General features: G+C 70.9%; 21 protein-coding genes. 14 read left to right on the top strand and 7 right to left on the bottom strand.

All coding sequences use genetic code 11. The annotated features are described in order from the left end of the window. Positions 1-13: 13 nt before the first annotated feature. The gene (locus B7K22_RS03470) at positions 14-2,398 is read left to right on the top strand and encodes a UvrD-helicase domain-containing protein (RefSeq protein ID WP_084038369.1); all 2,385 of its coding nucleotides are present in this window, start codon (positions 14-16) and stop codon (positions 2,396-2,398) included. Between the two features lie 54 nt (positions 2,399-2,452). Beyond that, positions 2,453-3,082 carry a hypothetical protein gene (locus B7K22_RS03465; RefSeq protein ID WP_084038367.1) on the top strand — a complete coding sequence of 210 codons (630 nt, stop codon included), beginning with the start codon at positions 2,453-2,455 and terminating at the stop codon, positions 3,080-3,082. Between the two features lie 14 nt (positions 3,083-3,096). Here B7K22_RS03465 and B7K22_RS03460 read toward each other — a convergent pair whose 3' ends face one another. After that, positions 3,097-4,536: a hypothetical protein gene (locus B7K22_RS03460; protein ID WP_084038365.1), complete on the bottom strand. Its 1,440-nt coding sequence runs from the start codon at positions 4,534-4,536 to the stop codon at positions 3,097-3,099. A 168-nt stretch (positions 4,537-4,704) separates the two neighbouring features. Between B7K22_RS03460 and B7K22_RS03455 the strand changes: the two genes are divergently transcribed. Continuing rightward, positions 4,705-5,664 carry an L-lactate dehydrogenase gene (locus B7K22_RS03455; protein ID WP_144276215.1) on the top strand — a complete coding sequence of 320 codons (960 nt, stop codon included), beginning with the start codon at positions 4,705-4,707 and terminating at the stop codon, positions 5,662-5,664. Here the strand turns inward: B7K22_RS03455 and B7K22_RS12195 are convergent. From B7K22_RS12195 to B7K22_RS03440, 3 genes are all read right to left on the bottom strand, one after another. Continuing rightward, positions 5,661-6,089: a DUF2510 domain-containing protein gene (locus B7K22_RS12195; RefSeq protein WP_084038363.1), complete on the bottom strand. Its 429-nt coding sequence runs from the start codon at positions 6,087-6,089 to the stop codon at positions 5,661-5,663. The genes B7K22_RS03455 and B7K22_RS12195 overlap by 4 nt on opposite strands. A 115-nt stretch (positions 6,090-6,204) precedes the next feature. Continuing rightward, complete coding sequence (locus B7K22_RS03445; RefSeq protein WP_159448740.1) at positions 6,205-7,080, bottom strand: L,D-transpeptidase; 876 nt, start codon at positions 7,078-7,080, stop codon at positions 6,205-6,207. A gap of 186 nt (positions 7,081-7,266) precedes the next feature. Further along, positions 7,267-9,471 carry an MMPL family transporter gene (locus B7K22_RS03440; protein ID WP_144276214.1) on the bottom strand — a complete coding sequence of 735 codons (2,205 nt, stop codon included), beginning with the start codon at positions 9,469-9,471 and terminating at the stop codon, positions 7,267-7,269. A 225-nt stretch (positions 9,472-9,696) separates the two neighbouring features. Between B7K22_RS03440 and B7K22_RS03435 the strand changes: the two genes are divergently transcribed. Then, positions 9,697-11,103, top strand: coding sequence for a sensor domain-containing protein (locus B7K22_RS03435; protein WP_084038359.1), 1,407 nt, complete (start codon positions 9,697-9,699; stop codon positions 11,101-11,103). Next, positions 11,100-11,747 (top strand): response regulator transcription factor, encoded by a 648-nt coding sequence (locus B7K22_RS03430; protein ID WP_084038358.1) that lies wholly within the window; start codon positions 11,100-11,102, stop codon positions 11,745-11,747. The genes B7K22_RS03435 and B7K22_RS03430 overlap by 4 nt, the downstream gene beginning before the upstream one ends. 127 nt (positions 11,748-11,874) lie before the next feature. Here the strand turns inward: B7K22_RS03430 and B7K22_RS03425 are convergent, their stop codons facing one another. Beyond that, complete coding sequence (locus B7K22_RS03425; RefSeq protein ID WP_144276213.1) at positions 11,875-13,845, bottom strand: choice-of-anchor U domain-containing protein; 1,971 nt, start codon at positions 13,843-13,845, stop codon at positions 11,875-11,877. A gap of 281 nt (positions 13,846-14,126) precedes the next feature. Between B7K22_RS03425 and sucC the strand changes: the two genes are divergently transcribed. The 3 genes from sucC to B7K22_RS03410 all read left to right on the top strand — a co-directional run bounded on the left by sucC (position 14,127) and on the right by B7K22_RS03410 (position 17,821). Continuing rightward, positions 14,127-15,293 carry an ADP-forming succinate--CoA ligase subunit beta gene (gene sucC, locus B7K22_RS03420; RefSeq protein ID WP_084038356.1) on the top strand — a complete coding sequence of 389 codons (1,167 nt, stop codon included), beginning with the start codon at positions 14,127-14,129 and terminating at the stop codon, positions 15,291-15,293. An 11-nt stretch (positions 15,294-15,304) separates the two neighbouring features. Further along, positions 15,305-16,180 carry a succinate--CoA ligase subunit alpha gene (sucD, locus tag B7K22_RS03415; protein WP_084038355.1) on the top strand — a complete coding sequence of 292 codons (876 nt, stop codon included), beginning with the start codon at positions 15,305-15,307 and terminating at the stop codon, positions 16,178-16,180. A 291-nt stretch (positions 16,181-16,471) separates the two neighbouring features. Beyond that, complete coding sequence (locus B7K22_RS03410; protein WP_084038354.1) at positions 16,472-17,821, top strand: DUF6350 family protein; 1,350 nt, start codon at positions 16,472-16,474, stop codon at positions 17,819-17,821. Here the strand turns inward: B7K22_RS03410 and B7K22_RS03405 are convergent. After that, the gene (locus B7K22_RS03405) at positions 17,805-18,290 is read right to left on the bottom strand and encodes a hypothetical protein (RefSeq protein ID WP_084038353.1); all 486 of its coding nucleotides are present in this window, start codon (positions 18,288-18,290) and stop codon (positions 17,805-17,807) included. The two genes, B7K22_RS03410 and B7K22_RS03405, sit on opposite strands and share 17 nt — an antisense overlap. A gap of 50 nt (positions 18,291-18,340) precedes the next feature. Between B7K22_RS03405 and purN the strand changes: the two genes are divergently transcribed. From purN to B7K22_RS03390, 3 genes are read left to right on the top strand one after another with little or no spacing between them, the layout of a single operon-like run. After that, positions 18,341-18,979: a phosphoribosylglycinamide formyltransferase gene (purN, locus tag B7K22_RS03400; RefSeq protein ID WP_255372165.1), complete on the top strand. Its 639-nt coding sequence runs from the start codon at positions 18,341-18,343 to the stop codon at positions 18,977-18,979. Next, positions 18,925-20,529 carry a bifunctional phosphoribosylaminoimidazolecarboxamide formyltransferase/IMP cyclohydrolase gene (purH, locus tag B7K22_RS03395; RefSeq protein ID WP_084038351.1) on the top strand — a complete coding sequence of 535 codons (1,605 nt, stop codon included), beginning with the start codon at positions 18,925-18,927 and terminating at the stop codon, positions 20,527-20,529. Before purN ends, purH begins: the two co-directional genes overlap by 55 nt. A gap of 18 nt (positions 20,530-20,547) precedes the next feature. Further along, positions 20,548-20,811: a DUF3017 domain-containing protein gene (locus B7K22_RS03390; protein WP_084038350.1), complete on the top strand. Its 264-nt coding sequence runs from the start codon at positions 20,548-20,550 to the stop codon at positions 20,809-20,811. Between the two features lie 120 nt (positions 20,812-20,931). Here the strand turns inward: B7K22_RS03390 and B7K22_RS03385 are convergent, their stop codons facing one another. After that, entirely contained in the window at positions 20,932-21,795 is an 864-nt protein-coding gene (locus tag B7K22_RS03385; protein ID WP_200807357.1) for an aquaporin, read from the bottom strand. Between the two features lie 238 nt (positions 21,796-22,033). On the opposite strand from B7K22_RS03385, the gene B7K22_RS03380 reads away from it, so the two are divergent. From B7K22_RS03380 to B7K22_RS03370, 3 genes are all read left to right on the top strand, one after another. Continuing rightward, positions 22,034-23,251: an NADP-dependent isocitrate dehydrogenase gene (locus B7K22_RS03380; RefSeq protein WP_084038349.1), complete on the top strand. Its 1,218-nt coding sequence runs from the start codon at positions 22,034-22,036 to the stop codon at positions 23,249-23,251. Positions 23,252-23,292: 41 nt separating this feature from the next. Further along, positions 23,293-24,282, top strand: a complete 990-nt coding sequence (locus B7K22_RS03375) for a malate dehydrogenase (RefSeq protein ID WP_084038348.1) — start codon at positions 23,293-23,295, stop codon at positions 24,280-24,282. A gap of 80 nt (positions 24,283-24,362) precedes the next feature. After that, positions 24,363-26,378 (top strand): acyltransferase family protein, encoded by a 2,016-nt coding sequence (locus B7K22_RS03370; RefSeq protein ID WP_084038347.1) that lies wholly within the window; start codon positions 24,363-24,365, stop codon positions 26,376-26,378. Positions 26,379-26,422: the final 44 nt, after the last annotated feature.

The raw sequence follows: 26,422 nt of genomic DNA, 5'->3' as shown, positions 1-26,422 counted from the left end.
GACTCGTCGGGTCATGGATGCGCTCTTCGATATCGACAGCTCCCCCCACTCCCCGCTCGTGGAGGGCCTGAACCCTTCGCAGGCCGAGGCCGTCCTGCACGAAGGTGAGGCGCTGCTGATCATCGCCGGCGCGGGCTCGGGGAAGACCCGCGTCCTGACGCACCGCGTCGCTCACCTGCTCGAGTCGGGCCGCGCGCGTCCCCATGAGATCCTCGCGATCACCTTCACCAACAAGGCCGCCGGCGAGATGCGCGAGCGCGTCGCCGCGCTGGTGGGTCCGGAAGCGCGGCGCATGTGGGTCGCGACGTTCCACTCCGCGTGCGTGCGGATCCTGCGCGCCGACCACGAGGCCGCAGGGCTCAAGTCGACCTTCTCGATCTATGACGCCGCGGACTCCCAGAACCTCATGAAGCTGGTCATGAAGGAGCTGGACATCGACCCCAAGAAGTTCACGGCGAAGGCGCTGCTCAACCGCATCGGGACCTACAAGGACGAGCTGATCACGCCGGCCGATGCGCTCGCGGCCTCGGAGATGGCATCACGCTTCTCGATCGAGCATGCAGCCGGTCGCGCGTACGGCGAGTACCAGCGCCGGCTCGAGGCTGCCAACGCCGTCGACTTCGACGACATCATCGTCAAGACCGTGCGCCTGCTGCAGGACAACCCCGACATCGCCCGCGAGTACAGGACGCGGTTCCGGCACATCCTCGTCGACGAGTATCAGGACACCAACCACGCGCAGTACGTGCTGGTGCGCGAGCTCGTGGGTCCCGCGGACGATGCGTCGCTGCCCGCCGGCGAGCTCACCGTCGTGGGCGACTCGGACCAGTCCATCTACGCGTTCCGCGGCGCGACCATCCGCAACATCCTGGAGTTCGAGAAGGACTACCCGACCGCCCACACCGTGCGCCTCGAGCAGAACTACCGGTCCACGCAGAACATCCTCTCCGCCGCGAATGCGGTCATCGCCAACAACGATGGCCGCCTGCCCAAGAACCTGTGGACCGACTCAGGCGCCGGCGAGAGGATCCGTGGCTACGCGGGCGAGACCGAGCAGGAGGAGGCGGCGTTCATCGCGGACGAGATCGGTCGGCTCATGCGCGAGCACGATCTCGCGCCCGCCGATGTCGCCGTCATGTACCGCGCCAACGCCCAGTCGCGTGTGATCGAGGAGCGCTTCATGCGCGCTGACATCCCCTACAAGGTGGTGGGCGGCACGCGCTTCTACGAGCGCAAGGAGATCAAGGACATGCTCGCCTACCTGGCGGCTGTCGTGAACGAGGCCGACGATGTGGCGACGCGGCGCATCATCAACACGCCCAAGCGGGCGATCGGCGACACGTCGGTCGAGGCGATCGACCGGGTGCGGCGGGCACGAACCACGGCCGATGCGCCCGTCAGCTTCGGCGGCGCGCTGCGGTTCGCGTCGGACGCCGGGCTGCAGGCGCGCGCGGTGCGCGCGATCGAGCAGTTCGTGTCGCTCATGGACGACCTGCGCTCGCTCGCCGCGGACAATGGGCCGGCGGGCGTGCTCGACGCGATCGCCGACCGGTCGGGGATGCTGGCCGCGTACCGCGCGTCGGACGACCCGCAGGACGCAAGCCGCGTGGAGAACATCATGGAGCTCGTCGCGGTGGGTCGGGAGTTCTCGGAGGAGAACCCCGACGGCACGCTCGCCGACTTCCTCGAGAAGGTCGCGCTGGTCGCGGACGCCGACCAGCTGCCCGACGCCGACGGCTCGGGCGGCGTCGTGACGCTCATGACCCTGCACACGGCGAAGGGACTCGAGTTCCCGGTCGTGTTCCTCACGGGCATGGAGGACGGCACCTTCCCCCATATGCGGTCCATCGAGTCCGGCGTGCCCAAGGACATGGAGGAGGAGCGCCGCCTCGCCTATGTGGGCCTCACGCGGGCGCGCGAGCGGCTCTACCTCACCCGCGCGCAGGTGCGCGCGAGCTGGGGTGCGCCCCAGTACTTCGGGGTCTCGCGGTTCTGCGACGAGATCCCCGCCGAGCTCATCGAGTGGACCGTCTCCGAGACGTCATCGGTGGGCTCGCGCGGCCGCGGCGACCGGCGCGGATCCGGGTCATGGTCCGGCATGGGCTACGGGTCCGGCGGGTACGGTTCTGGCGGTTACGGAGGCAGCCAGGACCGCGAGGACGGCAACACGTACGCGCGCGCCGGTGCCGTGCAGACCCGCCGCGTGCCGCCATCGCCCCCGGGCGGCGCAGGCGACGTGGGCTTCGAGGTGGGCGAGCGCGTGATCTCCGACAAGTTCGGCATGGGCAAGGTCGTCGGCACCGAGGGCGCCGGCCGCAACGCAGTGGTCGTCGTCGACTTCGGCGATGGCGGGGTGAAGCGCCTGGTGCTGCGCTTCAACAGCCTCGACAAGCTGTAGCGCTCCGCGTCATCCCGGGCCTAGAGTCGTCCTCACCGGCACCGAGGGGGGCGCATGCGCGGGTGGATCGTCGCAGGAGCCGTCGCCGTGCTGCTCGTGCTCGGAGCGGCCTTGATCGTGCCCGTGCGCGATGGCGAGTCCTCGGTCGTCCCCTTCACGGTGACGGCGTCGGAGGAAGGGCACTGCGGCGAGGTCACGGTGGATGGCACCGCGGAGGTCGGGCGGCGAGTGCCGCTGATCGACACCGGCACGATCGTGTCGCTCGACGCCACGCTCCTCGACCCGACCATCACCGTGAGCCCTACCGACGCGTGCGACGGCGACGTGGACGAGCTCGAGGGATGGGCGTCGCTCGTCAACCCACGGTGCGGCGAGCCATGGCTCCCGGGGCCGGAGGAGGATGCGGCCGGCGGCTTCACGTCGGGCGCTCCCGGGTCCGACCTCGGCACGCGGTGCGACGGCACGGCCATCGTGATGCGCGTGCGCAGCGACGGGCCCGACGGTGCGAGCGCGTCGTGGGTCGGGGACTACTCCCTGGGGTCCTCGGGCGCAGAGCTCGTCGGCGGCGACATGGTGTGGTGCATCGACGACGACCTGGGCGTCACGGTGCTCAGCGGGTCGGTGCTGGAGGGCCGCGCCGTCGAGCCCGAGACACCCACGTGCTTCGACCAGCTCGCGAGCTGAACCGCTGACGCCGGTCAGATGACGACCGCGGGGTCCGCCTCGGTCGTCCGGTCCTGCTGCCTCGCGCTGCTGACGTCGTCGTCGCCTGTGCTGGACGCGGGGGCGTCGTCGACGTCGGGCCCGCGCAGGATCCAGAACAGCACGGCGACCACGGCGAGGATGACCGCGCCCCAGGCGACGTCACCAGGAGACAGGGGGCGCATGGAGGCGGCGAGGATCACGAACAGCGCGCCGATGAGCACCCACAGGATCCAGCCGTTGGGTCGCAGCGCCGCCGTGATCCGCTGCGAGCGCCAGCCGCGGCGGTCGAGCCACGCCGTCACGCGCGCCAGGCCTCTCGACCCCGCGGCGCGGGCCCGCATCGCCGGAAGGCTGCGGCCAGCGATCAGGCCCGCGAGGATCGCGATCGCGCCGACGGCGACGTAGGCGAGCATCACAGCCGCGACTTCCGCGGTGAGCGCCTGGTAGACCACGTCGGTCGCTGCGGTCGGCACCTGCGATGCGATGGCAGCGGCGACCACGGAGCCGCCGATGGCGATCGCGCTCCCCAGCAGCGCGCCCTCGATCAGGAGCAGCGTCCCGGCGAGCACGACCCCGCGCGACGAGCGTGGGTGGATCACGACGCCCACCACGAGAAGGCCGATCGCGAGCCACGGCAGCACCAGGCCCACCGTCAGCAGGAGCGAGTAGCCCAGCCGGGCCTGCGCGATCTGCGGGATCTCCGCGACGACGATGGTGGCGTCGACCTGGGGGATCGAGTTGGCGAGCTCGAAGCCGGCATCGACGAGTGCGGGCTTGATCGCCGCGATGATCGGCTCCAGCTGGATCGCGACCACGCCGGCGTCGCTGATGGTGACGCCGCCCGTCTCGTCCGCCTCGAGCACCCCGACCATCTGGACGTGGGTCACCCGCAGTGCCTGCTCCCAGATGGCGGGGAAGGCATCGGATTCGACGACGCGCGTGAGCGCCGCGCGGGTGGCGTTGCGAGCTTGGTCGGCGAGCAGGGGTGCCAGCCGCTCGGACGCCGCCGCGAGTCGCGGTCGCGCATCCTCGTCGAAGAGCGAGTCGACGAGGTCCGCGACCAGAGCGTCCGTGTCGAGCGCGCTGTCGATGGCAGCGCTGGCCTCGTCCACGATCAGCTGCTGGATGGCAGGGTCGCTGGCCAGGGGGGCGAGGGTCTCGACGAACACGTCGGTGTCGCTCATCTGGCGCGCTCCGAAGGCCCCCACGGTGGCGACGGGGGCGAGCAGCGCGCCCACGACGATCAGCACGGTGGCGAGGATCGCCCGTCCGCGACCGTGTCGCCGCTCGCGCGCCGGGGAGGCGGCGTGCGCCGGGTCGATGGGTGGCTCCTGGGCGATGCGTGGTTCCTGGGCTGCGGCGCGCAGCTGTGCGTTCTCGGCCTCCAGCTCCAGCAGCCGGGCCTCGATCTCGGCCTTCGTCGGTCGTGGCATGGTGCCCCCCGTTCTGGTCGTGCGCGGACCCTCGCATGATCGCTGCTCGGTATCGCTGGTGCGTGAAGATGCCGCGTGTCGCCGCCGCCTGTCGATCCGAGCCTAGACGGACACCCGCGCCGCGCGCTCGCTACGCTGGACGAGCAGGCACGAGAACTGGAGGAGCGCGTGGAGTCCAAGACCTCGAAGGTGTCCATCGTCGGCGCTGGCGCGGTGGGGGCGACCCTCGCCTATGCAGGCCTGATGCGCGGCTTCGCGCGCACGGTGGCCCTCTACGACATCAACAGGGCCAAGGTCGAGGCCGAGGCGCTCGACCTCGCCCAGGGCATTCAGTTCATGCCCGAGGCAACGGTGCTGGGATCCGATGATGTGGGCGTCGTCGAGGGCTCCGACGTGGTCGTCATCACGGCGGGCGCCAAGCAGCAGCCAGGACAGTCGCGCATGGAGCTCGCCGGCGCGACGATCTCTCTCATGGACAAGGTCCTGCCTCCGCTGCTCGAGACCGCGCCCAACGCGATCTACATCCTCGTCACCAACCCGGTCGACGTGGTGACGCTCGCCGCGATCAAGAAGTCCGGCATGGATCCCGCGCGGATGTTCGGCTCGGGCACGGTGCTCGACAGCTCGCGGCTGCGCCACGAGATCGCTGCGGAGTGTCAGGTGGCGGTGGGCAACGTGCATGCGTACATCGCGGGCGAGCATGGAGACACCGAGGTCGCGCTGTGGTCCTCGGCCACCATCGGTGGGCTCCCCCTCAACGAGTGGAAGGGACGCGACGGCACGGTGGTCATGACGGACTCGGTACGCGAGCGCATCCACCACGACGTGATGCGCTCGGCGTACACGATCATCGAGGGCAAGGGCGCCACGAACTACGCCATCGGCGCCGCGGGCGCGCGCATCGTCGAAGCGGTGCTGGGCGATCAGCGCCGCGTGCTTCCGGTATCCACGCTCATCGACTACCCGGGCGTGGGCGAGGTGTGCATGTCGCTGCCCGCCGTGGTGGGGCGACGCGGCATCGAGCACCAGGTCGAGGTGCCGGTCGACGAGGCCGAGCGCACCGCCCTCGCGGCCTCCGCCCGCTCGATCCGCGAGACGGCCGAACGGTTCGGCGCGGTCGCCGCCTAGGTGCCCAACCAGCTGGTCACGACGACGAAGGTCACGATCGCACCGACGATGGCGCCCACCGCGCCCAGCACGATGCCGACGATGGCGCGCCCGCTGCCGTGGCCGCCGGAGCGAGCGCGGCGCAGCGCGGCGATGCCGATGGCGACCGCCGTCGCTCCCACCCCCAGGCCTACCGCCGGCACCCAGAAGAGCACGAGGGCGGCGAGGCCGATCCACGGGGCGGCGACGGCCTGCCATGAGCGGCCCACCGGCACCAAGTAGTGCAGCGCTGAGCCAGGGCCCAGGTCCTCGGAGACCCTCGCGGGTGCGGGAGGGGGCACGGCCGGATGCGGCGCGACCTGGTGGGTCCATGCGCTCCCATCCCAGTAGCGAACCTGCATGGGACTCGACGGGTCGGTGTACCAGCCCGCGGCGATCTCGGTCATCGGTGCCCTCCTCAGCGCCTGCGCCGAGCATAGGGTGCGAAGCATGAGGCACCGCGGAGCGCACGCGCGCGTGGTGCACGACCGGCGCCCGCGAGAATCGGGCGACGACAGCCCACTAGGCCGAGCGCGACTGGTGGATCACCACGGGCGTGCCGGGCGCGGCGACCGCGCCCAGCGCCGTCGCGATGTCGTTGGGCACGCGGATGCATCCGTTCGACACTGCCTGACCCATGAGCTCCGGCTGGTTGGTGCCGTGGACGGCGATCTGCGGGACTCCTCCGTTGAACTCGGAGAGCGCCTCGGACCAGCCGTTGAGCCCCATGGCGAAGGACCCGTAGACACCGCTGTCGTTGGCGCTGAAGTCGAGGGGGTCGGTGACCCAGAACACCCCGAGCGGCGTGGGTGACTCGTCGGCGCCGATGACGACCTCCGATGTCAGCTCGACCGTGCCGCCGTCGGTGAGATCGAGCTCGCGCTCGTCGAGATAGATGTCGATGCGCACGTCGGTCGCAGAGGTCTGGACGTCGTCCGCCCGCACCCACCCCTCCCGATGGTTGGGCGCGCCGGGCAGCTCGACCTGGATCCATTCCGCATCCCCGACCGTCTCGGTGGCGAATCCCAGCAGGGTCGTCGATGCGCCCAGCGCGGTCCACTGCCCGAGCGACTCGGACGGCTCGGCGTCGCCTGCGGCGGGGTAGACCGCGAGGGACTCGCCGGCCGGCGACACCACGAGGGCGCCGGGCGCGATGGCCGCCTCGGGTGACGGCTCTGGCGCGGCGGTGGTCTCCGCCGACGGCGACGGCGTGGTCGTGACCGCACGCAGGGCCTCCTGGGTGGCGCGCGGCTCGTTGCGCGTGGCGATCACGACGACGGCGACGATGGCCGCGACGGCGACCACGCCTGTTGCGATGAACCGCAGCCGCCGTCGTGGAGCGGCGGCTCGCGCGGGCGCTGCGCTCGGCTGATGCGGGCGCTCCTCGGGGTCTGACACCCGATCAGGGTAGTGGGCGTTCCGGCGGTCCATGTCCGCTGTCCTGCGCCCGCAGGCCACCGAGTGGGGTGCCTCTCGCTGGCCATGGGGCCGGGATCAGCCAGCGTCGACCGCCAGCAGCGCCGATGCGCGGGCGGGGTCCTGTACGGGACCCCGCCCACGCATCGGCGCTCTTCTACGACGGCCCTATCGCAGCCGAGCGGGCACGAGGGCGGGCTCCGGCTTGACCCGCTCCTCGGCCGCCTCGCCCTCGACGTTCACGCGCGGCAGCCACTCGAGCCAGCGCGGCAGGTACCAGTTGTGCCTGTCGAGCAGCGTCATCACGGACGGCACCACGACGGAACGGACGATGGTCGCGTCGATGATGACGGCGGCCGCGAGCCCGAAGCCCATCTGCGCGAACTCGGACAGGTCGCCGAGCGCGAATCCGCCGAACACCGCGACCATGATGAGCGCCGCGCCCGTGATCAGCAGTCCAGTGCGCGTCAGGCCATAGGCGATCGCCTCGCGGGTCGAGGCCCCTTGGTCGTGACGCTCGCGGATGCGGCTGAGCAGGAACACGTGATAGTCCATCGACAGGCCGAACAGCACCGCGAACGTGAACAGCGGGATCCACGGCGCGATGCCGTCGACCTGGGCGAAACCGAGCAGCTCAGCGCCCCATCCCCACTGGAACACCGCCACCAGCAGGCCGAATGCCGCGCCCGCCGACAGCAGGTTGAGAACGATCGCCATCGTCGGGACCACCACGGAACGGAAGGCAACGAGCAGGAGCAGGAAGCTCGCGCCCAGCACGATGAGCAGCACCCATGGCGTCATGCCGGTGATGACGTCCGTGAAGTCCATGCCGCCAGCCTGCTCGCCCCCGACGTGCCCGACGGCGGCCGTGCCGGCGAGCCCGTCGGGAACCACCGTGTCCCGCAGTCGGTCGACGGCCTCCTCGGCGCGCGGGTCCGCCGCATCGTAGACGTCCTGAGTGTCGATGAAGGCCACGTCACCTCGCCAGTCGATCGCCGTGTCGGCGAACGCGGGGTCATCCTCGATGGTCGCGGCGAGCGCCTCGACCTGGGCCTCGGCGCCAGCCGCATCCTCGATTACGACGACGGTCGCGGACTGCCCCTGGTCGAACTCGGTCGTGAGCGCCTCGACGCCTACGCGCAGCTCGTTGTCCTCCGGGAGGGCGTCGATGCCGGGGAACGTCAGGCGCATCTGGGTCGCGGGGATCGCGAGCAGCGCCAGCAGAGCGATGCTCGCGGTCGCCCACAGCACGGGGCGTCCGGTCACGACGCGCGCGATCGCGTTCCAGCGTCGCGGCTCGGCGTCCGGGTTGCGGAAGGGCACGCGGCCCTTGTTGACGCGGTGGCCCAGCAGCCTGAGCACGGCCGGCAGCAGCGTGAGCGACGTGACGACCGCCATGATCGCCACGACGATGGCGCCAGCGCCCAGCGAGCGCATGATGGTCGACGGCACGATGAGCAGGCCCACGAGCGCGATCACCACCGTGATGCCGGAGAACAGCACCGCCCGGTTCGCCGTGCTGCCCGCGATCTGGACGGCCTCCATGACGTCGTGGCCGTGGTGCAGCTCCTCGCGGAAGCGCTGCACCATCACGAGCGAGTAGTCGATGCCCAGCGCGAGACCCATCATCGTGATCATGTTGACCACGAAGAAGGACAGCTCGAATGCCTGCCCCACGAGCGCCGTCGCGCCCACCGCCATGACGATCGACACGATCGCCACCAGCAGCGGGATCCCGGCGGCGACCAGCGCGCCGAATACGACCAGCAGGATCAGCAGCGCGACGCCGATGCCGATGGCCTCGCCCCGGATGAGGCCCTCCTCGGCGAGGGTGTCGAACATGTGCTCGCCGGACACGTCGCCCACGGAGGTGATCACGATGCCCTCGCCCTCGATGGAGTCGAGCGCAGCGAGATAGTCCTCCGCGATCTCGGCGTCGATGGTCGGATCGAAGATCACCGTCGCGAGAGCCGTCGAGCCGTCCGCTGACACCGGCATCGGCTGCTCGGCGGTGGGCACGGAGACCGACTCGACCTCGGGCATCTCGCCCATGACGTCAGCGAGGGAGGTCAGCGTGGCATCGAACGCCGCGTCGCCGAACGCTGCGGAGTCGGACTGCACGATTACCGTCTCCTGGTGGCCCGCGGCGCCGGCGCCGGCGCCGTCGCCCTCGCGCGAGCGCAGCCGCTCCTCCAGCTCCTCGACCGTCCCCGACTCGACGTCGACGAGGACCCTCTCCTCCTGGGTGAGCGCGTCGCCCAGCCCGCCCGCGGCGTAGATCGCGCCGGCGAGGGCGACGAGCCACACCCCGATGGTCACCCACGGCCGTGACGCCGTGGCTCGGGCGATGCGCCCGGTGAATCCCCTGGACATGGTGCCTCCTTGATGGTGAGGGGTGCTCATGGATCGAGACGTTTCGACGCTAGGGACCGCTGAGGGCGCAGGTCTGCCCGCTGGCGAGCGAGATGCGACGTGGTTAGGGGGATCTGTGAGGCGGTGCCGGGGGAGCGTGGCCGATGCCCGATCACCCGTGCGGGGGAGGCACGACTGGCCGTGCGAGTGTGGGGGCTCGGCCGCGATGCCAGGCAGGATGGAGCAATGGAAGCCGCACGCCGCTACTTCGCCGTGACCTGGTCGTCGCGCACCTGGCGCGAGATCGGCTACCTCCTGCTCGGCCTGCCAGTCTCGATCGTGTGGTTCACCTACGTGGTGACCATGTACGCCGTCGGGATCAGCCTGCTCATCATCTGGGTGGGCGTGGTCGTCCTGGCATTCGCACAGTGGTCACTGCGGCCTGTGGGCGAGCTCGAGCGGGCGACGGCCAACCGCTTCCTCGATGCGGGCATCGAGGCGCCGCCGGGGCGAAGCTATCGGATCCACGAGAAGGGCCAGACGCCCACTGTCGCCGAGTGGGGCCGCTGGGGCCACGCGCTCCTTCACGACGGCCAGAGCTGGCGCATCCTCGCCTGGCTGATGGGGCGCATCGTGCTCGGCCCCGTGGGTTTCGTGCTCGCGCTGCTGGCCGTCGTCGTCCCGATCAGCCTCATCGGCGCGTGGCTGACGGCGCTCGGCCACGTCACCGGCATCCTGCACGGACCAGGGGCGGACGAGCCGACCGCCCAGAAGATCGTCGACCTCGTGAGCTTCTGGGTGCTCGTGGGTGCCCCGGTCATCCTCGCGGCGATCCCGATGTTCGCGTGGGTGTCGCACCATTACACGTCGCTGCAGACGGCGTTCGCGCGCTGGGCCCTCGGTCCCTGCGACGAGGATCGCGTGGCGCACGCGACGGAGCGCGCTGAGCTCGCCGAGACCCAGGTGCGGATCGACCAGGAGCTGCACGACTCCATCGGCCACATGATCACCATGAACATCGTCCAGGCGGGCGCCGGCGCGCACGTGTTCGACTCCGACCCCGAGTTCGCGCGCCAGGCGCTGCGCAACATCGAGGAGCGCGGTCGAGTCGCGATGGGCGAGCTCGACCGCATCATCGCCACCATCCGCGGCGACGACGCGGAGCCCCGCGCACCCCTGCCGACGCTCGATGACCTTCCCCTGCTGCTCTCGCAGGCGCGGGCGGCCGGTCTCACCATCGACGAGCGGCTGGCGGCCGAGCCACCGCCCGTGGCGCTGTCCAGGGCCGGCTACGCGATAATCCGAGAGGGGTTGACGAACGCCGCGAAGCACGCCCCGGGCTCGACCATCGCTGTCCACACCGCCACGCTCGAGGACGCGCTCGGGCTGTCGGTCGTGAACGGCCCTGCCTCCGCCGGCGCCGAGCCCATCGCCGCGCTTCGCCACGCGCGGCCCGGCATTCGCCACGGCATCGCCGGGATCCGCGACCGCGCCGCCCTGCTGGGCGGCGCGAGCGTCATCGGCCCGACCGACGACGGGGGCTACGAGGTGCTGGTGCTGATCCCGCTTGAGCTGCAGCTGTCGCCAGCGGGCTCGGACCCGACGCTGAGCGACTGTCCTTGGGACAGGGTCCGTGCCAAGGTGAGCGCATGAGGATCGTGATCGTCGACGACGACCCCTTGGTGCGCATGGGCCTGAAGGCGATCCTCCAGTCCGAGGAGGGGTGGACGGTGGTGGCCGAGGCCGGCGACGGCTCGGCCGCTGTCGCCGAGGTGCGGCGCGCCTCGCCCGACGTGGTGCTCATGGACGTGCGCATGCCCGGCATGGACGGCCTCGAGGCCACCCGCCTCATCGTGGACTCGGGCTCGCCCGCGAAGGTCCTGGTGCTCACGACGTTCGAGGTGGACGAGTACGTGTTCGAGGCGATGCGGTCCGGGGCCGCAGGGTTCGTCCTCAAGCGCGTGCCGCCCCCCGAGCTCATCGAGGCGGTGCGCGTGGTCGCGACGGGAGAGTCGCTGCTGTTCCCCGCATCGACGAGGGCGGTGATCGAACGGTTCTCCGAGGCGGGCGGCTACGAGCTGCCCGACCTCACCGAGCGCGAGCAGGACGTCCTGCGCGAGCTCGCGCGCGGCCACTCCAACCAGGAGATCGCGGGCCACCTGTACGTCTCGGTCGAGACGGTGAAGTCGCACGTCGCGTCGATCCTGACCAAGCTGGGTGTGCGGGACCGGACGCAGGCCGTGATCGTGGCCTACGAATCAGGGTTCGTGCGGCCAGGGGACGCCGCCGAGCTCTGACCGAACGCGCGAACGGCGCCCCACTCGCTCACCTCAGGCCGTCGGTGAGCGAGAATCGACCGCTAGAACGACGATGCGCGGACGCGTCTCGTACGAGACGCGCCCGCGCATCAGCCGGGGGCAGCGATCAGCCCGTGAAGGTCGCCTGCACCGCGAGCGCGACCGGGTCGACGATGATGCCGTTGGCCTCGCCGTCCTCGTCGAGCGGCCCACCGTCGGTGAGCGCATAGGTGATCGTCATGCCGTCCGCGGACAGCGTCGCGGCCTCGATGGCCTCCCAGCCCGCTCCCGACACCTTGAACGCGCCGGTGAACGGACGCGGCGCGGTCAGCGTCACGGTGACGGTGTCGCCCGCGGCGGGGACCTCGACCGCGAACGTCGCGGCGCCGAACGGGGTGGCGACGCCGGCAGGCGGCATCGGCAGGTCGGCGATGTCGACCCATGCCACGTCCGTCACGGCGATCGCGGGAGAGGCCGTTCCGGAGAGCGTCCCGCCCGGCGTCACGACCTGGAAGTCGATCGTCTCGCCGACTGCAGGCTCCTCGGCCTCGGACGGCTCGAGCTCGACGGCGCCGATGTCGGCCGCGTCGCCCTGGGGACGAGTCACACCACGCTGGTCGAGTGCGGCGACCAGTGCGTCAGCGGGCACCGCATCGACCAGCGGGCTCGCGGCAGCGGGCAGGAGGGTCGCCGTGGGTCCGCCGTTGTCGGCGAGCGCGCCCAGCTGGGCATCGAGCCCGTCGCCCAGGTCGCCCTCGCCGGCCCAGCCGTCGGTGCAGGAGCCATCGTCGAAGACGTACGAGGTCGCGATCGCCGAGTCGCCGTCCGTGGCGCAGGCAGCAGCGTCCGAGGCGAAGACTGTCGCTGCGATGGTGGCGTGCTCCGCGGTGCCCAGCACGAGGTCGGCGCCCTGCTCGCTCTCGACGGTGTTCCCGGCGAACGTCGAGCTGTCGATGGTCAGAGCCCCGACGGACGGAGCGATGAGCGTGCCCAACGGCGAGACGTTGTCAGCGAAGGTCGAGTTGACGACGGACACCGTGGCATCGGCGCCTGACTCGAAGGCGCCGAGCACCGCGACGGCCCCGCCGTCACCGGAGATCTCCTGCTCCTCCTCGGACTGCGGCCGCGCATCATTGCCGGCGATGGTCGAGTCCTCGATCAGCAGGTCGTTGCCGGCGATGATGGCGCTTCCCAGCAGGCCCGCGTTGTCGGCGAAGGTGGAGCGGCGTGCGTCCACGGCGCCGATCGACAGCACCGCGGAGCCGAGCAGGCCGGTGTTGCCCTCGAACGTCGAGTCGGACACCGTGATGCCGGGGTACGACCCGCGCTCGCCGCCGGTCATGAGCTCGCTGACGATGTTCGACACGCCCGCGCCGTAGAACCCGGAGTTTCCGGTGAACAGAGAGTCCTCGATGACGACGTCGCCGGCGGCGGAGACGGTCGACAGGAAGGCGGCCTCGAAGATCGGCTCGCTCGACAGGTCGAGCTCGGGGCCGTTGTCCGCGAAGGTGGAGCCGCTGATGTGCAGCGGAGCGTCGCGCAGGACGGCGATCACGCCGAAGTCCGCGAAGTCGCGAAGGGTGACGTCCTGGATGGTGATCGACGCCGGCAGCGCCGAAGGCTCCGCGAGCGGCGCGACCTCCTCGATGAGCGCCTGGGCCTGGGCAGGTGCGTCGAGGGAGTCGAGGTCGATCGGCTCGTCGCCACCCTCGATCGAGAGGGGCTCGACGGTGGAGAGGGGCTCGTACGCCGGCGGCACGAGCAGGAAGGAGCCGGTGAAGATGTCATCCGTGGCAGCCTCGGCCGACCCGCTGACCACCACGCCGGGCTCGGCGGTGATGGTGAGCGGCTGCGACCCGTTGTACACGTTCTCCGCCTCCGGAGATACCGTGAAGCTGTCCGTGAGCGTGATGACCTGCTCCCCGTCGGTCGACTCGGACGCGCACCACAGCTCGGCCTCGTAGTCGGCGGAGTCGGCTGCGAGTCCATCGCAGCCAGGCTCCGCGCCCGCGGGCACCGCGAGTGCGGTGGTCAGCGCGGCCACACCGGCCGCCGATCCGAGCGCGCGCCAGCGCGCGACTGTCATGCGAAACGTCACGTTTGCCCCTCAGCGAGTGTTCGACACCAGCGTTATCGCTGGTACGGGGGAGAACCTAGCAGCATCGCTCGAACGCCCCCAACAGCGGTGTGGCGCATGTCACCGACCGTGCGGCCGCGCGACGCGCACCCCTCGTCCCGGCGAGTCCCACGCACGAGCACGTGTCCTCCTCGCCCGCGCATCGTCTCCCCGTCCTCGCCCTGTCACGCGCGGCGACTAGGCTTGTCGCACCGAACCACAGCGGCGCGCACACCCGCGCGCCCACGCGACAAAGGACGCACATGGACCTGTACGAATACCAGGCGCGCGACATGTTCGAGAAGCACGGTGTACCCGTGCTGCCCGGCATCGTGGCCGAGACCCCCGCGGAGGCGAAGGCCGCCGCCGAGACCCTGGGAGGCGGCACCGTCGTCGTCAAGGCGCAGGTGAAGACCGGCGGGCGCGGCAAGGCCGGCGGCGTGAAGCTCGCCCACTCGCCCGAGGAGGCGGAGGCCGCCGCGCAGGCGATCCTCGGCATGGACATCAAGGGCCACACGGTGCACCGTGTGATGATCGCCGCGGGCGCGAAGATCGCCGAGGAGTACTACTTCTCCGTGCTGCTGGACCGCGCCGAGCGTCGCTACCTCGCGATGTGCTCCGTCGAGGGCGGCGTGGAGATCGAGCAGCTCGCCGTCGAGCGCCCGGAGGCGCTCGCCCGAGTCGCCGTGGACCCGCTGACGGGCATCGACGCCGCCAAGGCCAAGGAGATCGTCGACGCGGCCAACTTCCCTGAGGACCTCAAGGGGCCTGTCGCGGACGTCATCGTCAAGCTGTGGGGCGTGTACGCGAACGAGGACGCGACGCTCGTCGAGGTCAATCCGCTGGTCAGGACCGAGGACGGTCAGATCATCGCCCTCGACGGCAAGGTCACCCTCGACGAGAACGCCGGCTTCCGCCACGAGGACCACGAGGCGCTCGAGGACAAGGCCGCGGCGGATCCGCTCGAGGCGAAGGCCAAGGCGCTGGACCTCAACTACGTGAAGCTCGACGGCTCGGTGGGCATCATCGGCAATGGAGCCGGCCTCGTCATGTCGACCCTCGACGTGGTCGCGTACGCCGGCGAGGCGCACGGCGGCGTGAAGCCCGCGAACTTCCTCGACATCGGCGGCGGCGCCTCGGCATCCGTCATGGCCAACGGCCTCGACGTGATCCTGAACGACCCGCAGGTGAAGTCCGTGTTCGTCAACGTGTTCGGAGGCATCACCAGCTGCATCGAGGTCGCCAACGGCATCGTGGGCGCGCTCGAGCAGCTGGGCGACGAGGCCACCAAGCCGCTCGTCGTGCGCCTCGACGGCAACTCGGTGGACGAGGGCCGCGAGATCCTCGCCGCCGCGAACCACCCCCTCGTGACCATCGTCGAGACCATGGACGGCGCCGCGGCCAAGGCCGCCGAGCTGGCCAACGCCTAAGGAGCCTGCACATGTCGATCTTCATCAACAAGGACTCCAAGGTCATCGTCCAGGGCATGACCGGCTCGGAGGGCATGAAGCACACCACGCGCATGCTCGCCTCCGGCACGCAGATCGTGGGCGGCGTCAACCCGCGCAAGGCGGGCACGTCCGTCGAGATCGAGGGCGCCACCATCCCGGTCTACGGCTCGGTCGCCGATGCGATGGCTGAGACTGGCGCGGACGTCACCGTGCTGTTCGTCCCCCCGGCCTTCACCAAGGCCGCGGTCATCGAGGCCGTCGACGCCGGCATCGGCCTGGCGGTCATCATCACCGAGGGCGTGCCGGTCGCCGACACCGCCGAGTTCTACGCCTACGCCCAGTCCAAGGGCGTGCGCCTCATCGGCCCCAACTGCCCTGGGCTCATCACGCCCGGGCAGTCGAACGTGGGCATCACCCCGGCGAACATCACCGGACCCGGCAGGATCGGACTGGTCTCCAAGTCGGGCACCCTGACCTACCAGATGATGTTCGAGCTGCGCGACATCGGCTTCTCAACCGCGGTCGGCATCGGCGGCGACCCCGTCATCGGCACCACGCACATCGACTGCCTCGAGGCGTTCGAGAACGACCCTGAGACGGCCGCGATCGTCATGATCGGCGAGATCGGCGGCGACGCCGAGGAGCGCGCGGCCGCCTACATCAAGCAGCACGTCACCAAGCCCGTCGTGGGCTACGTGGCTGGCTTCGAGGCGCCCGAGGGGAAGACCATGGGCCACGCTGGCGCGATCGTGTCCGGCTCGGCCGGCACGGCACAGGCCAAGAAGGAGGCGCTCGAGGCCGCAGGCGTCAAGGTGGGCAAGACCCCCACCGAGACCGCGGAGCTCATGCGCCAGCTCCTCAGCTAGCCGCTGCGCCGCACGAAGGCCCGGTCCCGGATCCCCGGGGCCGGGCCTTTGTGCTGTCGTCGCCTCGGTCGCGTACCGCTCAACACACACGAGGGACGTGAGGGGCCGGTGATGCGGGTGTGCGCCACCGTGCGTCACATGGGTCACCTACGCACCAGCCGTGTGTTGAGCGGTACGGAGGGCCGATGCGCGGGCTGGGTCCAGTCTCGCCGCACCGCGTCGTGGTTCGGACTGTCCGCGGCGGGCGAGGCGGTGCAGAGAATCGGCTCGGCTCTGGGCGACCATGGAGCCATGTCCACCCGATCCCTCGCCTCTGACATTCGCGCGCTCGGCAGGCGAGGCGTCGCGGCCGTCATGGCGGCCCCCGCGTGGCTGGGCGGCATCCTCACGGGGCTGCAGGGCGCTGTGCTGTCCTACCTGCTCGTGCTCGCGCCCACGATGGCGGTGGTCGCCGCTGCACCCGATGCTGGTGCGACGTCCGGCATCGACTGGGGGGTCCCGGCGGTGGTCGCCGCACGCGTGTGGCTGCTCGGGCACGGGCTGCCCGTCGAGATCGGCGGCGCGACGGTCTCTCTCATCCCGCTGGGCCTGACGGTCGCCTTCGGTGCGATCATCGCCGCGATCGCGCGCCGTTTCGCCGCGCGCACGTGGGGGAGCTGGGGTCTCGCCGTCGCCACGTACGCCACCGTCGTCACGCTGGGATCCAGCCTGGTGCTGCTGCCGGAGGAGCAGGACGCCGCGCCGCTCGTGACGGTCGCCGCGGTCGCGCTCGCGGCGCTCGCCACGGCGATCGGGATCTGGCGCGCGCATGGCGTCGAGCTCGGGTGGCTGCTGCGCGTTCCCGCGGTCGTCCGGGCGGGACTGCGGCGCGCCGCGGCGATAGGTGCGGTCAGCGTGGGTGCCGCCGCCGCCCTGCAGACGCTGTGGGCGGTTCAGGGCCGCGCGCGGATCGCCGACGCGGCGACGGCGCTCGACCTCGACGTCGTCGGCGCTGCGGTGCTGGCGGTGGGGGAGACGGTGTACGCCCTCACGATGGTGGTCTGGGCGCTCGCATGGCTGACCGGACAGGGCTTCGCGGTGGGCGCCGGCACTGCCTACGCGCCCGACGCGCTCACGGCCGACGTGCTTCCCGGCCTCCCCATCCTGGGCGCTCTGCCGTCGGATGCGGGCGGCCCGTGGGTGTGGGCGCCGGTGGCGCTGGTCGCCGCGGCCGCCGCGGTGAGGGTCGCGCTCTCGACGAGCCCGCTCGGGTGGCGGCGCGACGCGCTGGCCGACCTGGTCGCGTTGGCCACGGCGGGCGCGATGGTGGCCGCGCTGATGGTCGCGGCGAACGGCGCGGCCGGACCCGGCCGGCTCGCCGTCGTCGGGCCCGATCCGTTGCCGGTCGTCACGGCCTTCCTGGCGCTGACCGCCGCTGGACTCGTCGTGGGAACGCTGATCGCGCGGGCGTACGTCGCCGTGCGCGGCCTCCTCCGGCCCGCCCGCGCGCAGCAAGGCGACCACGCGAGACCCTCCGCCTCACCCGAGGTGAGGAGCGGCGCGAAGCCGGCGAGCGCATCGGCGCAGTCGACCCCCTCGGCGAACGCGAGCCCCAGCGTGCGAGAGCCGCGCTCGGGCGCTCGCGCTACGACGTCTCGCTGACCTCGAACCGCTCGAGCAGGGACTCGAGCCGGTCGTTGATGCCCTGCTCATAATCAGCCTGGCAGGCGTTCTGCGCCTCCTGGCTGACGGCGCGTTCCATGCAGCCGCTGTAGTCGGCGAGAACGGCCGCGAACATCATGAAGGACACCGCGACCAGCGCGGAGAACAGGCTCAGGCCGATTCCGACCGCGACCGAGACGCGGAAGCCCACCAGGCCCTTCGCGCGGCGGGAGCGCCACAGAGCCAGGGCGCCGAACGCCGCCGCCACGGGTCCCGTCACGATCATCGCGTATGCCCAGGGCGCCGCGAGAGCGTAGAGGAGCACCGTCAGGCCCATCAGGACGACGAAGATCCTGAGGTCGCGCCGCGCCTCGGGAGGGATGCCCGTGCCGGGACCGTCGTCGTGCGAGGGGCCGGCGCTCGATGGCGAATCGCTCGCGCCCGCCTGGGGCGCGTCGGGGTCGGTCACGTCTGTCCTCACGTAGGTGTGGCCTCAAGCATGCCTATAGGCTCGGGGCCGTGACAAACCGGACCCCTCCACGCCGCCTGGTCGTCCTGATCTCCGGAGCGGGGTCGACCATGAAGGCGCTGCTCGAGGCGACCGCAGACGACGGCTATGGCGCCCTGATCGTCGCCGTGATCGCGGACCGCCCGGACGCGCAGGGACTCGCCATCGCGCGGAAGGCGGGCATCCCGACGGACGTGGTCGCGCTGGCGGACTTCGACGCGCGCGCCGACTGGGATCAGGCGATCGCGGACGCGATCGCAGCCCACACCCCTGACCTGGTGATCTGCGCGGGCTTCATGAAGATCCTCGGCGCACCCTCGCTGTCGCGCTGGGGCGGGCGGATCGTCAACACGCACCCGGCGCTGCTGCCCTCCTACCCGGGCGCGCACGGGGTCCGCGACGCTCTGGCGGGAGGAGCCAAGGTGACCGGGTGCACCGTCATGCTGGTCGACGAGGGCATCGATACGGGGCCCATCCTCGCGCAGGCGGCCGTGGAGGTCTGGGACACTGATGACGAGACGACGCTCCACGAGCGGATCAAGGTGATCGAGCGCGAGCTCGTCGCCACCACGGTGGGACGGATGGCGCGCGAAGGATGGACCGTCGACGGACGGCGAGTGACGATAGGCGAGCAGAAGGAGCGCGCGTGAGCGAGCGGCAGGCGGTGCGACGGGCACTGATCTCGGTGTACGACAAGACGGGGATCGAGGACTTCGCGAGGGGCCTGGCCGATGCGGGGGTCGAGATCGTCTCCACGGGCTCGACGGCGGCGCGCATCGCCTCGGCTGGCGTCACCGTGACGCCGGTCGAGGAGATCACAGGTTTCCCGGAGTGCCTCGACGGCCGCGTCAAGACGCTTCACCCGCGTGTGCACGCTGGCATCCTCGCCGATCGCCGCCTCGCGTCCCACCGGGACCAGCTCGACGAGCTCGACATCGCACCGTTCGACCTCGTGGCGGTGAACCTGTACCCCTTCGCCGCGACGGTGGCGTCGGGCGCCGGACAGGACGAGGTGGTCGAGCAGATCGACATCGGCGGGCCCTCCATGGTGCGCGCCGCGGCGAAGAACCACCCGTCGGTGGCGGTGCTGGTGGACCCCGCCGGGTACGCGGACGCGCTCGACGCCGTGCGCGGCGGCGGCTTCACGCTCGCGCAGCGCCAGGCACTCGCTGCCGCGGCCTTCCGCCACACCGCCGACTATGACATCGCGGTGGCGTCGTGGATGACCAGCGTGGTGGCGCCAGAGCAGGGCGCGACCCTGCCTGCCTGGATCGGCGCGTCGTTCGCACGCTTGAGCACGCTGCGCTATGGCGAGAACCCGCACCAGGATGCCGCCGTGTACACGCACGCCGACGGAGGCGGCCTCGCGGGCGCCCGCCAGCTGCACGGCAAGGAGATGTCCTTCAACAACTTCGTGGACGCCGACGCCGCCCTGCGCGCCGCCTACGACCACGCGGGACCGGCCGTCGCCGTCATCAAGCACGCCAACCCGTGCGGCATCGCCGTGGGAGAGACCATCGCGCAGGCCCACGCGCGGGCCCACGCGACCGACCCCGTGTCCGCCTTCGGCGGCGTGATCGCCGCCAACCGGTCCGTGACGGCCGATGCGGCACGCCAGATCGCCGAGGTGTTCACCGAGGTCGTGGTCGCGCCGGGGTTCGAGCCGGAGGCGCTCGAGATCCTGCAGGCGAAGAAGAGCATCCGGCTGCTCGAGGTCGACGCTCGGCCCTTCGCGGTCGAGTGGCGACGCATTACGGGCGGTCTGCTCGTGCAGCGAGCCGATGCGGTGGACGCCCCTGGCGACCCCGTGGACTCGTGGAGCCTGGTCGCGGGCGAGCCTGCTGACGAGCAGACCTTCGCCGACCTCGAGTTCGCGTGGCGCTCGTGCCGCGCCGTGAAGTCCAATGCGATCCTGCTCGCCAAGGACGGGGCCGCGGTCGGCATCGGCATGGGTCAGGTCAACCGAGTCGACTCGTGCCGCCTCGCGGTCGAGCGCGCGGGCGCCGAGCGTGCGGCCGGATCGGTGGCCGCGTCCGACGCGTTCTTCCCGTTCCCCGACGGACTGCAGGTCCTCGCCGACGCGGGTGTGAAGGCCATCGCGTCTCCCGGTGGGTCGGTGCGGGACGCGGAGGTCATCGCCGCCGCCGACGCCGCCGGCGTCGCGCTCTACCACACCGGCACGCGGCACTTCTTCCACTGAGCGCGCGCCCCCGACCTGATGCCTCAGACTCCCCAGACCACCGTGGTCGTCGCCCTCGTCGCGCTGCTCGTCGTCGCCGGCGCCGTGGTGTTCGGCGCCATGGTGAGCGTGCGAGCTGCGGTGCTCGTGATGGCGGGCATCGCGTTCCTCGGAGCCGCCGCCCGGCTCGCTCTGCCGGCGACGCGGGTGTTCTCGGTGCGACGGCGCGCGGTGGACGTGTCGATGATGCTCGTCCTCGCCGCGGCGCTCGCGTACCTGGGGCTCACGACGCCGCTCGGGTAGCACGGCGGCCTTGCGCGCCGGCCTCGCTCACCCCGTCGCGCAGCAGCGCCGCCGACAGGGCGTGAGCGCGAACGGCCCGGCCTGCGTGCGCAGGCCGGGCCGCCACAGGGCGCGAGAGGGTCAGTCCTTGATGACCTCGACGGTCTCGACCCGCTCGACGATGATGAGGTCCTCCTCGGGGCCGAAGGCGCGGAACAGCAGGCCCGCGATGGCGGCGCCGATGATGGGCGCCACCCAGAACAGCCACAGCTGCTGCAGCGCCCACGTCTCGGAGAACAGCGCCGTGCCGGTGGCGCGCGCAGGGTTGAGCGCGCCGTTGGTGAACGGGATCGCCACGAGGACCAGGAAGCCCACCGTGAGTCCGATCGCGAACGGTGCTGCCGCGGCGCCCGCCTTGTTCGCAACCGAGGTGACCGCGAGCACGACGCCGACGAGCAGCGCGGCGATGACGATCTCGACGATGCCTGCCGGCAGCCACGCGAACTGCGTGGGGGAGTGCTCGCCGTAGCCGTTGGAGGCGGTGCCGATGAACTCGCGCGTGCTGCCCAGCTGGTCGTAGAGCTCGTTGGTCGAGACCAGCAGCGAGAACAGTCCGGCCGCGGCGGCCGCGCCCACGACCTGGCCGATGATGTACGGCGCGACGTCGCGGCCAGGGAAGCGGCCTCCGAGCCACACGCCGACGGTGACGGCGGGGTTGAGGTGAGCGCCTGAGATGCCGCCGAAGATGACCGCCGCGATCATGACGCCCAGCGCGAATCCGAACGCCACCGCGAGCAGCCCCCACTGCATCACGCCGGAGAACAGGGCCGCGCCCACGCCCATGAACACGAGGATGAACGTGCCGCCTGCCTCGGCGAGCATGCGGGCGACGACCGACGGCCCTGAGGCCTCCTCGACCCAGACGTCCTCCTCGAGCTCCTCCTCGAAGGCCATGTCGTCAGCGACGAGCTCCTCGTCGGTCGGGTTGTTCTCGGGCACGCTCATGTCGGTTCTCCTTACACGTCCGCGGGCGCGCGTGCGCGCGTCCTGTTCGATCTTGGCAGGTACGTGCGGCCGATGCGCGGTGGCGCGCCTGCAGGCGCCGGCGAGTCGGGCGATCGCGAGGCGCAGGATCGCATCGCTCGTGCGGGCCCGGGCAGCCGAGCGCGGCATGAGGGTCATGGCGCGAGTGGACTAGGCTCGTCCCCGAACCCGGACCCCAACACGAACGTGAGGACCACCCATGGCGAAGATCAAGGTCGAAGGCACGGTCGTCGAGCTCGACGGCGACGAGATGACGCGGATCATCTGGCAGTTCATCAAGGACCGCCTCATCCACCCCTACCTCGACGTCGACCTTGAGTACTACGACCTCGGCATCGAGTCGCGTGATGCGACCGACGACCAGATCACCATCGACGCCGCTCACGCGATCAAGAAGCACGGCGTGGGAGTGAAGTGCGCGACCATCACGCCCGACGAGGCGCGCGTCGAGGAGTTCGGCCTCAAGAAGATGTGGGTGAGCCCCAACGGCACCATCCGCAACATCCTGGGCGGCGTGGTGTTCCGCGAGCCGATCATCATCTCGAACATCCCCCGCCTGGTCCCCGGCTGGACCAAGCCCATCATCATCGGCCGCCACGCCCACGGCGACCAGTACAAGTCCACCAACTTCAAGGTGCCCGGCCCGGGCACGGTGACCATCACCTACACGCCTCAGGACGGCTCTGCTCCCATCGAGCACGAGATCGTGAAGATGCCGGAGGACGGCGGCGTGGTCATGGGGATGTACAACTTCAACAAGTCCATCGAGGACTTCGCGCGGGCATCGTTCTCCTACGGCCTGCTGCGCGGGTACCCCGTGTACATGTCGACCAAGAACACCATCCTCAAGGCCTATGACGGTGCCTTCAAGGACATCTTCCAGGACGTCTTCGACCGCGAGTTCAAGGATCAGTTCGAGGCTGCGGGCCTGACCTACGAGCACCGCCTGATCGACGACATGGTGGCCGCCGCCATGAAGTGGGAGGGCGGCTACGTGTGGGCGTGCAAGAACTACGACGGCGACGTCCAGTCGGACACCGTGGCCCAGGGCTTCGGCTCGCTGGGCCTCATGACCTCCGTGCTGATGACGCCGGACGGCAGGACGGTCGAGGCCGAGGCCGCGCACGGCACCGTCACCCGCCACTTCCGCCAGCACCAGGCGGGCAAGCCCACCTCGACCAACCCCATCGCCTCGATCTTCGCGTGGACCGGCGGCCTCAAGCACCGCGGCAAGCTCGACGGCACCCCCGAGGTCACCGGCTTCGCCGAGACCCTCGAGGACGTCATCGTGACGTCCGTCGAGTCCGGATCCATGACCAAGGACCTCGCGCTGCTGGTCGGCCCTGACCAGGAATGGCAGACCACCGAGGAGTTCCTCGCGACGCTCGACCAGAACCTCGCCGCGCGCCTGGCCTGAGCCAGCGCATCGGCGAACCTCACCCACGAAGGAGACACGACGTGAGTACCACCCCTGTCACCGTCACCGTCACCGGCGCCGCGGGCCAGATCGGCTACGCGCTGCTGTTCCGCATCGCGTCCGGCCAGATGCTGGGCCAGGACACCCCGGTCAAGCTCAACCTGCTGGAGATCCCGCAGGGGGTCAAGGCGGCCGAGGGCACGGCCATGGAGCTCGACGACTGCGCCTTCCCGCTGCTCGCGGGAGTCGACATCTTCGATGATGCGAAGGCGGCGTTCGACGGCGTCAACGTCGGGCTCCTCGTGGGCGCGCGTCCACGGGGCCCCGGCATGGAGCGCGGCGATCTGCTCGCCGCCAACGGCGGCATCTTCGGCCCGCAGGGCGAGGCTATCAACGCCGGCGCCGCGGACGACGTCCGCATCCTGGTGGTGGGCAACCCCGCGAACACGAACGCGCTCATCGCGTCCGCGCACGCCCCTGACGTCCCGGCCGAGCGCTTCAACGCGATGATGCGCCTGGACCACAACCGCGCGCTCGCGCAGCTCGCGGCAAAGAGCGGCACCACGGTCGCGGACGTCACGAAGGTCGCCATCTGGGGCAACCACTCGGCCAAGCAGTACCCGGACATCGCGCACGCGACCATTGCCGGCAAGCCCGCGGCGGACGTCATCGGCGACGCGGCGTGGGTCTCCGACACCTTCGTCCCCACCGTCGCCAAGCGCGGCGCGGCGATCATCGAGGCGCGGGGCGCGTCATCGGCGGCATCTGCCGCGAACGCCGCCATTGACCACGTGCGCGACTGGGTCCACGGCACGCCCGCGGGCGACTGGACCTCCGTGGCGCTGCCGTCCGACGGCTCGTACGGCGTTCCCGAGGGCCTGGTCTCCTCCTTCCCCGCCGTCTCGCGCGACGGGGCGTGGGAGATCGTCCAGGGCCTCGACATTGACGCCGATGCGCGGGCGGGCATCGACGTGTCCGTCGCCGAGCTCGTGGAGGAGCGGGACGCGGTGAAGGAACTGGGGCTGCTCTGACCGCTGCTGGAGCAGGCGCACCCGAGCTCACGGAGGCATCGGCGGCGAAGCCTGCGGGGGCTCCCGCAGGCGCGCGCGGCATGCGCAAGGACATCCAGGCCCTGCGCGCGCTCGCGGTGCTGCTGGTGGTCGTGTACCACTTCTGGCCGCACCGGCTGCCGGGGGGCTACGTCGGCGTCGACGTGTTCTTCGTCATCTCGGGCTTCCTGATCACCAGTCATCTGATCTCTCGTCCCGTGTCGTCCTGGGGCGCGCTCACGGAGTTCTGGGCGAGGCGAGTGCGGCGCCTCATCCCCGCATCGGCACTGGTGCTCGTCGCGACGCTGATCGCGACCGTGCTGTGGATGCCCGAGACGGTGCGCATCCAGGTCTCGAAGGAGATCATCGCCGCGTCGCTGTACGTCGAGAACTGGTTCCTCTACGGGCAGGCCACCGACTACCTCGCGGAGGGCGCGGACGCGTCGCCCACGCAGCACTACTGGTCGCTGTCGATCGAGGAGCAGTTCTACATCGTGTGGCCCATCCTGCTGGGGCTGGCGGTGGTCGCAGCCGCGCGCCTGCGCAGGTCCTCCCTGGGCGCGACGGGGGCGGTCGCGATCGGGGTCGTCGCCGTGTCGCTGGCGTGGTCGATCCACGACACCGCGACCAGTGGTGGACAGGTGTACTTCTCGACCTTCGCGCGCATGTGGGAGCTCGCCCTGGGCGGGCTGCTGGCATGGTTCGTGGCTCGCAGCTCGCTCGTGCTCGCGAGCGCGGTGCGCGCGGGGCTGTCGTGGCTCGGGATCGCGATGATCGTGGCGTCCGCCGTCATCCTCACCGGTGCCACACCGTTCCCGGGGTATGCGGCGCTGCTGCCGACGGTGGGCGCGGCGCTGGTCATCCTGGCCGACGCTGACGGAGCCCCTGGCAGCCCTCGGCGGCTGTTCTCGTGGCCCGCGGTCCAGTGGATGGGCGACACGTCGTACAGCATCTACCTGTGGCATTGGTCCGTGGTGATCATCCTGCCCGTCGCGCTGGGCGCAACCGTGTTCTGGCCGGTGAAGATTGCGGCGATCGGCGTGATCGCGCTCGTGGCGTGGGCCTCGCGGGCGCTCGTCGAGGAGCCCGTGCGACGGATGCCGGCGCTGGTGCGATCCAAGGCGGCGACCTTCGCCATGCTGGGGGCCATGGTCGCGGTGACGGTCGGCGCTGCGCTGTGGCTGTGGACGTCGACCGAGTCGCATCTCGAGCGCGAACGCGAGGCGGCGATCGAGGCCGCGACGCAGCCATGCGCGGGAGCCGATGCGCTGCGCGATCCGGCGTGCGAACCCACGGAGCTCATGGTGTCGCCGCTGGTGGCGGCGGACGACAAGCCGGATGTGTACGCCGACGAGTGCTGGACCAATCGCCCGTTCACCGACCGCGTGATCTGCCACTACGGAGAGCAGGACGGGTCGTTCAGGGTTGCGCTCTACGGCAACTCCCACGCAGGCCACTGGCATCCGCCTGTGGAGCAGGCCGTCGAGGCAGAAGGCGGCGCGCTCGACACCTACCTGATCTCCGTCTGCTATGCGGTCGACGTTCCCATCGTCTTCCCGGACGACGAGCAGCAGGAGAACTGCCTGGCCTACGGGGAGTGGGCCCGCGCCCAGATCACCGGCGGCGACTACGACGTAGTCGTGATGTCGAACCGCACCTACGCGCCGCTCGACGGCGTCGACGAGGATGACAAGCAGCGCGTCGCGGAGGAGTCGTACTCGCGGGTGATCCAGGAGTTCGTCGATGCCGGCGTGCACGTGCTGGTCCTCAGGGACACGCCCGCTGCGGCCGTCAACGTCCCCACCTGCGTCGCGGAGGGGGACGACTATCAGGAGCGCTGCGCGACGCCGCGCGATGCCGCGCTCGAGCCCGACCCGCTCGCCGTGGCCGCGGGTGCGTTCGACTCCGCCGAGGTCACCGTGCTCGAGGTCACGGACCTGCTGTGCGCGGCGGAGCTGTGCGAGCCGGTCGTCGGCGGGCTGATCACGTACTTCGACCATGGCCACATGACCAAGACCTATGCGCAGACCCTGCTGCCCGAGGTGAGCGCGGCGCTGGTGGAGGCGCGGCGCGGCTAGCGGCCGGCGACCGGTTGGCCCTCCGGCCAGGCCCGCCGGCCAGG

It is taken from the genome of Demequina sp. NBRC 110053, from assembly GCF_002090095.1.
GTDB lineage: Bacteria > Actinomycetota > Actinomycetes > Actinomycetales > Demequinaceae > Demequina.
The sequence above is the reverse complement of the archived record's forward strand: the minus strand, read 5'-3'. Positions and strand labels throughout refer to the sequence as shown.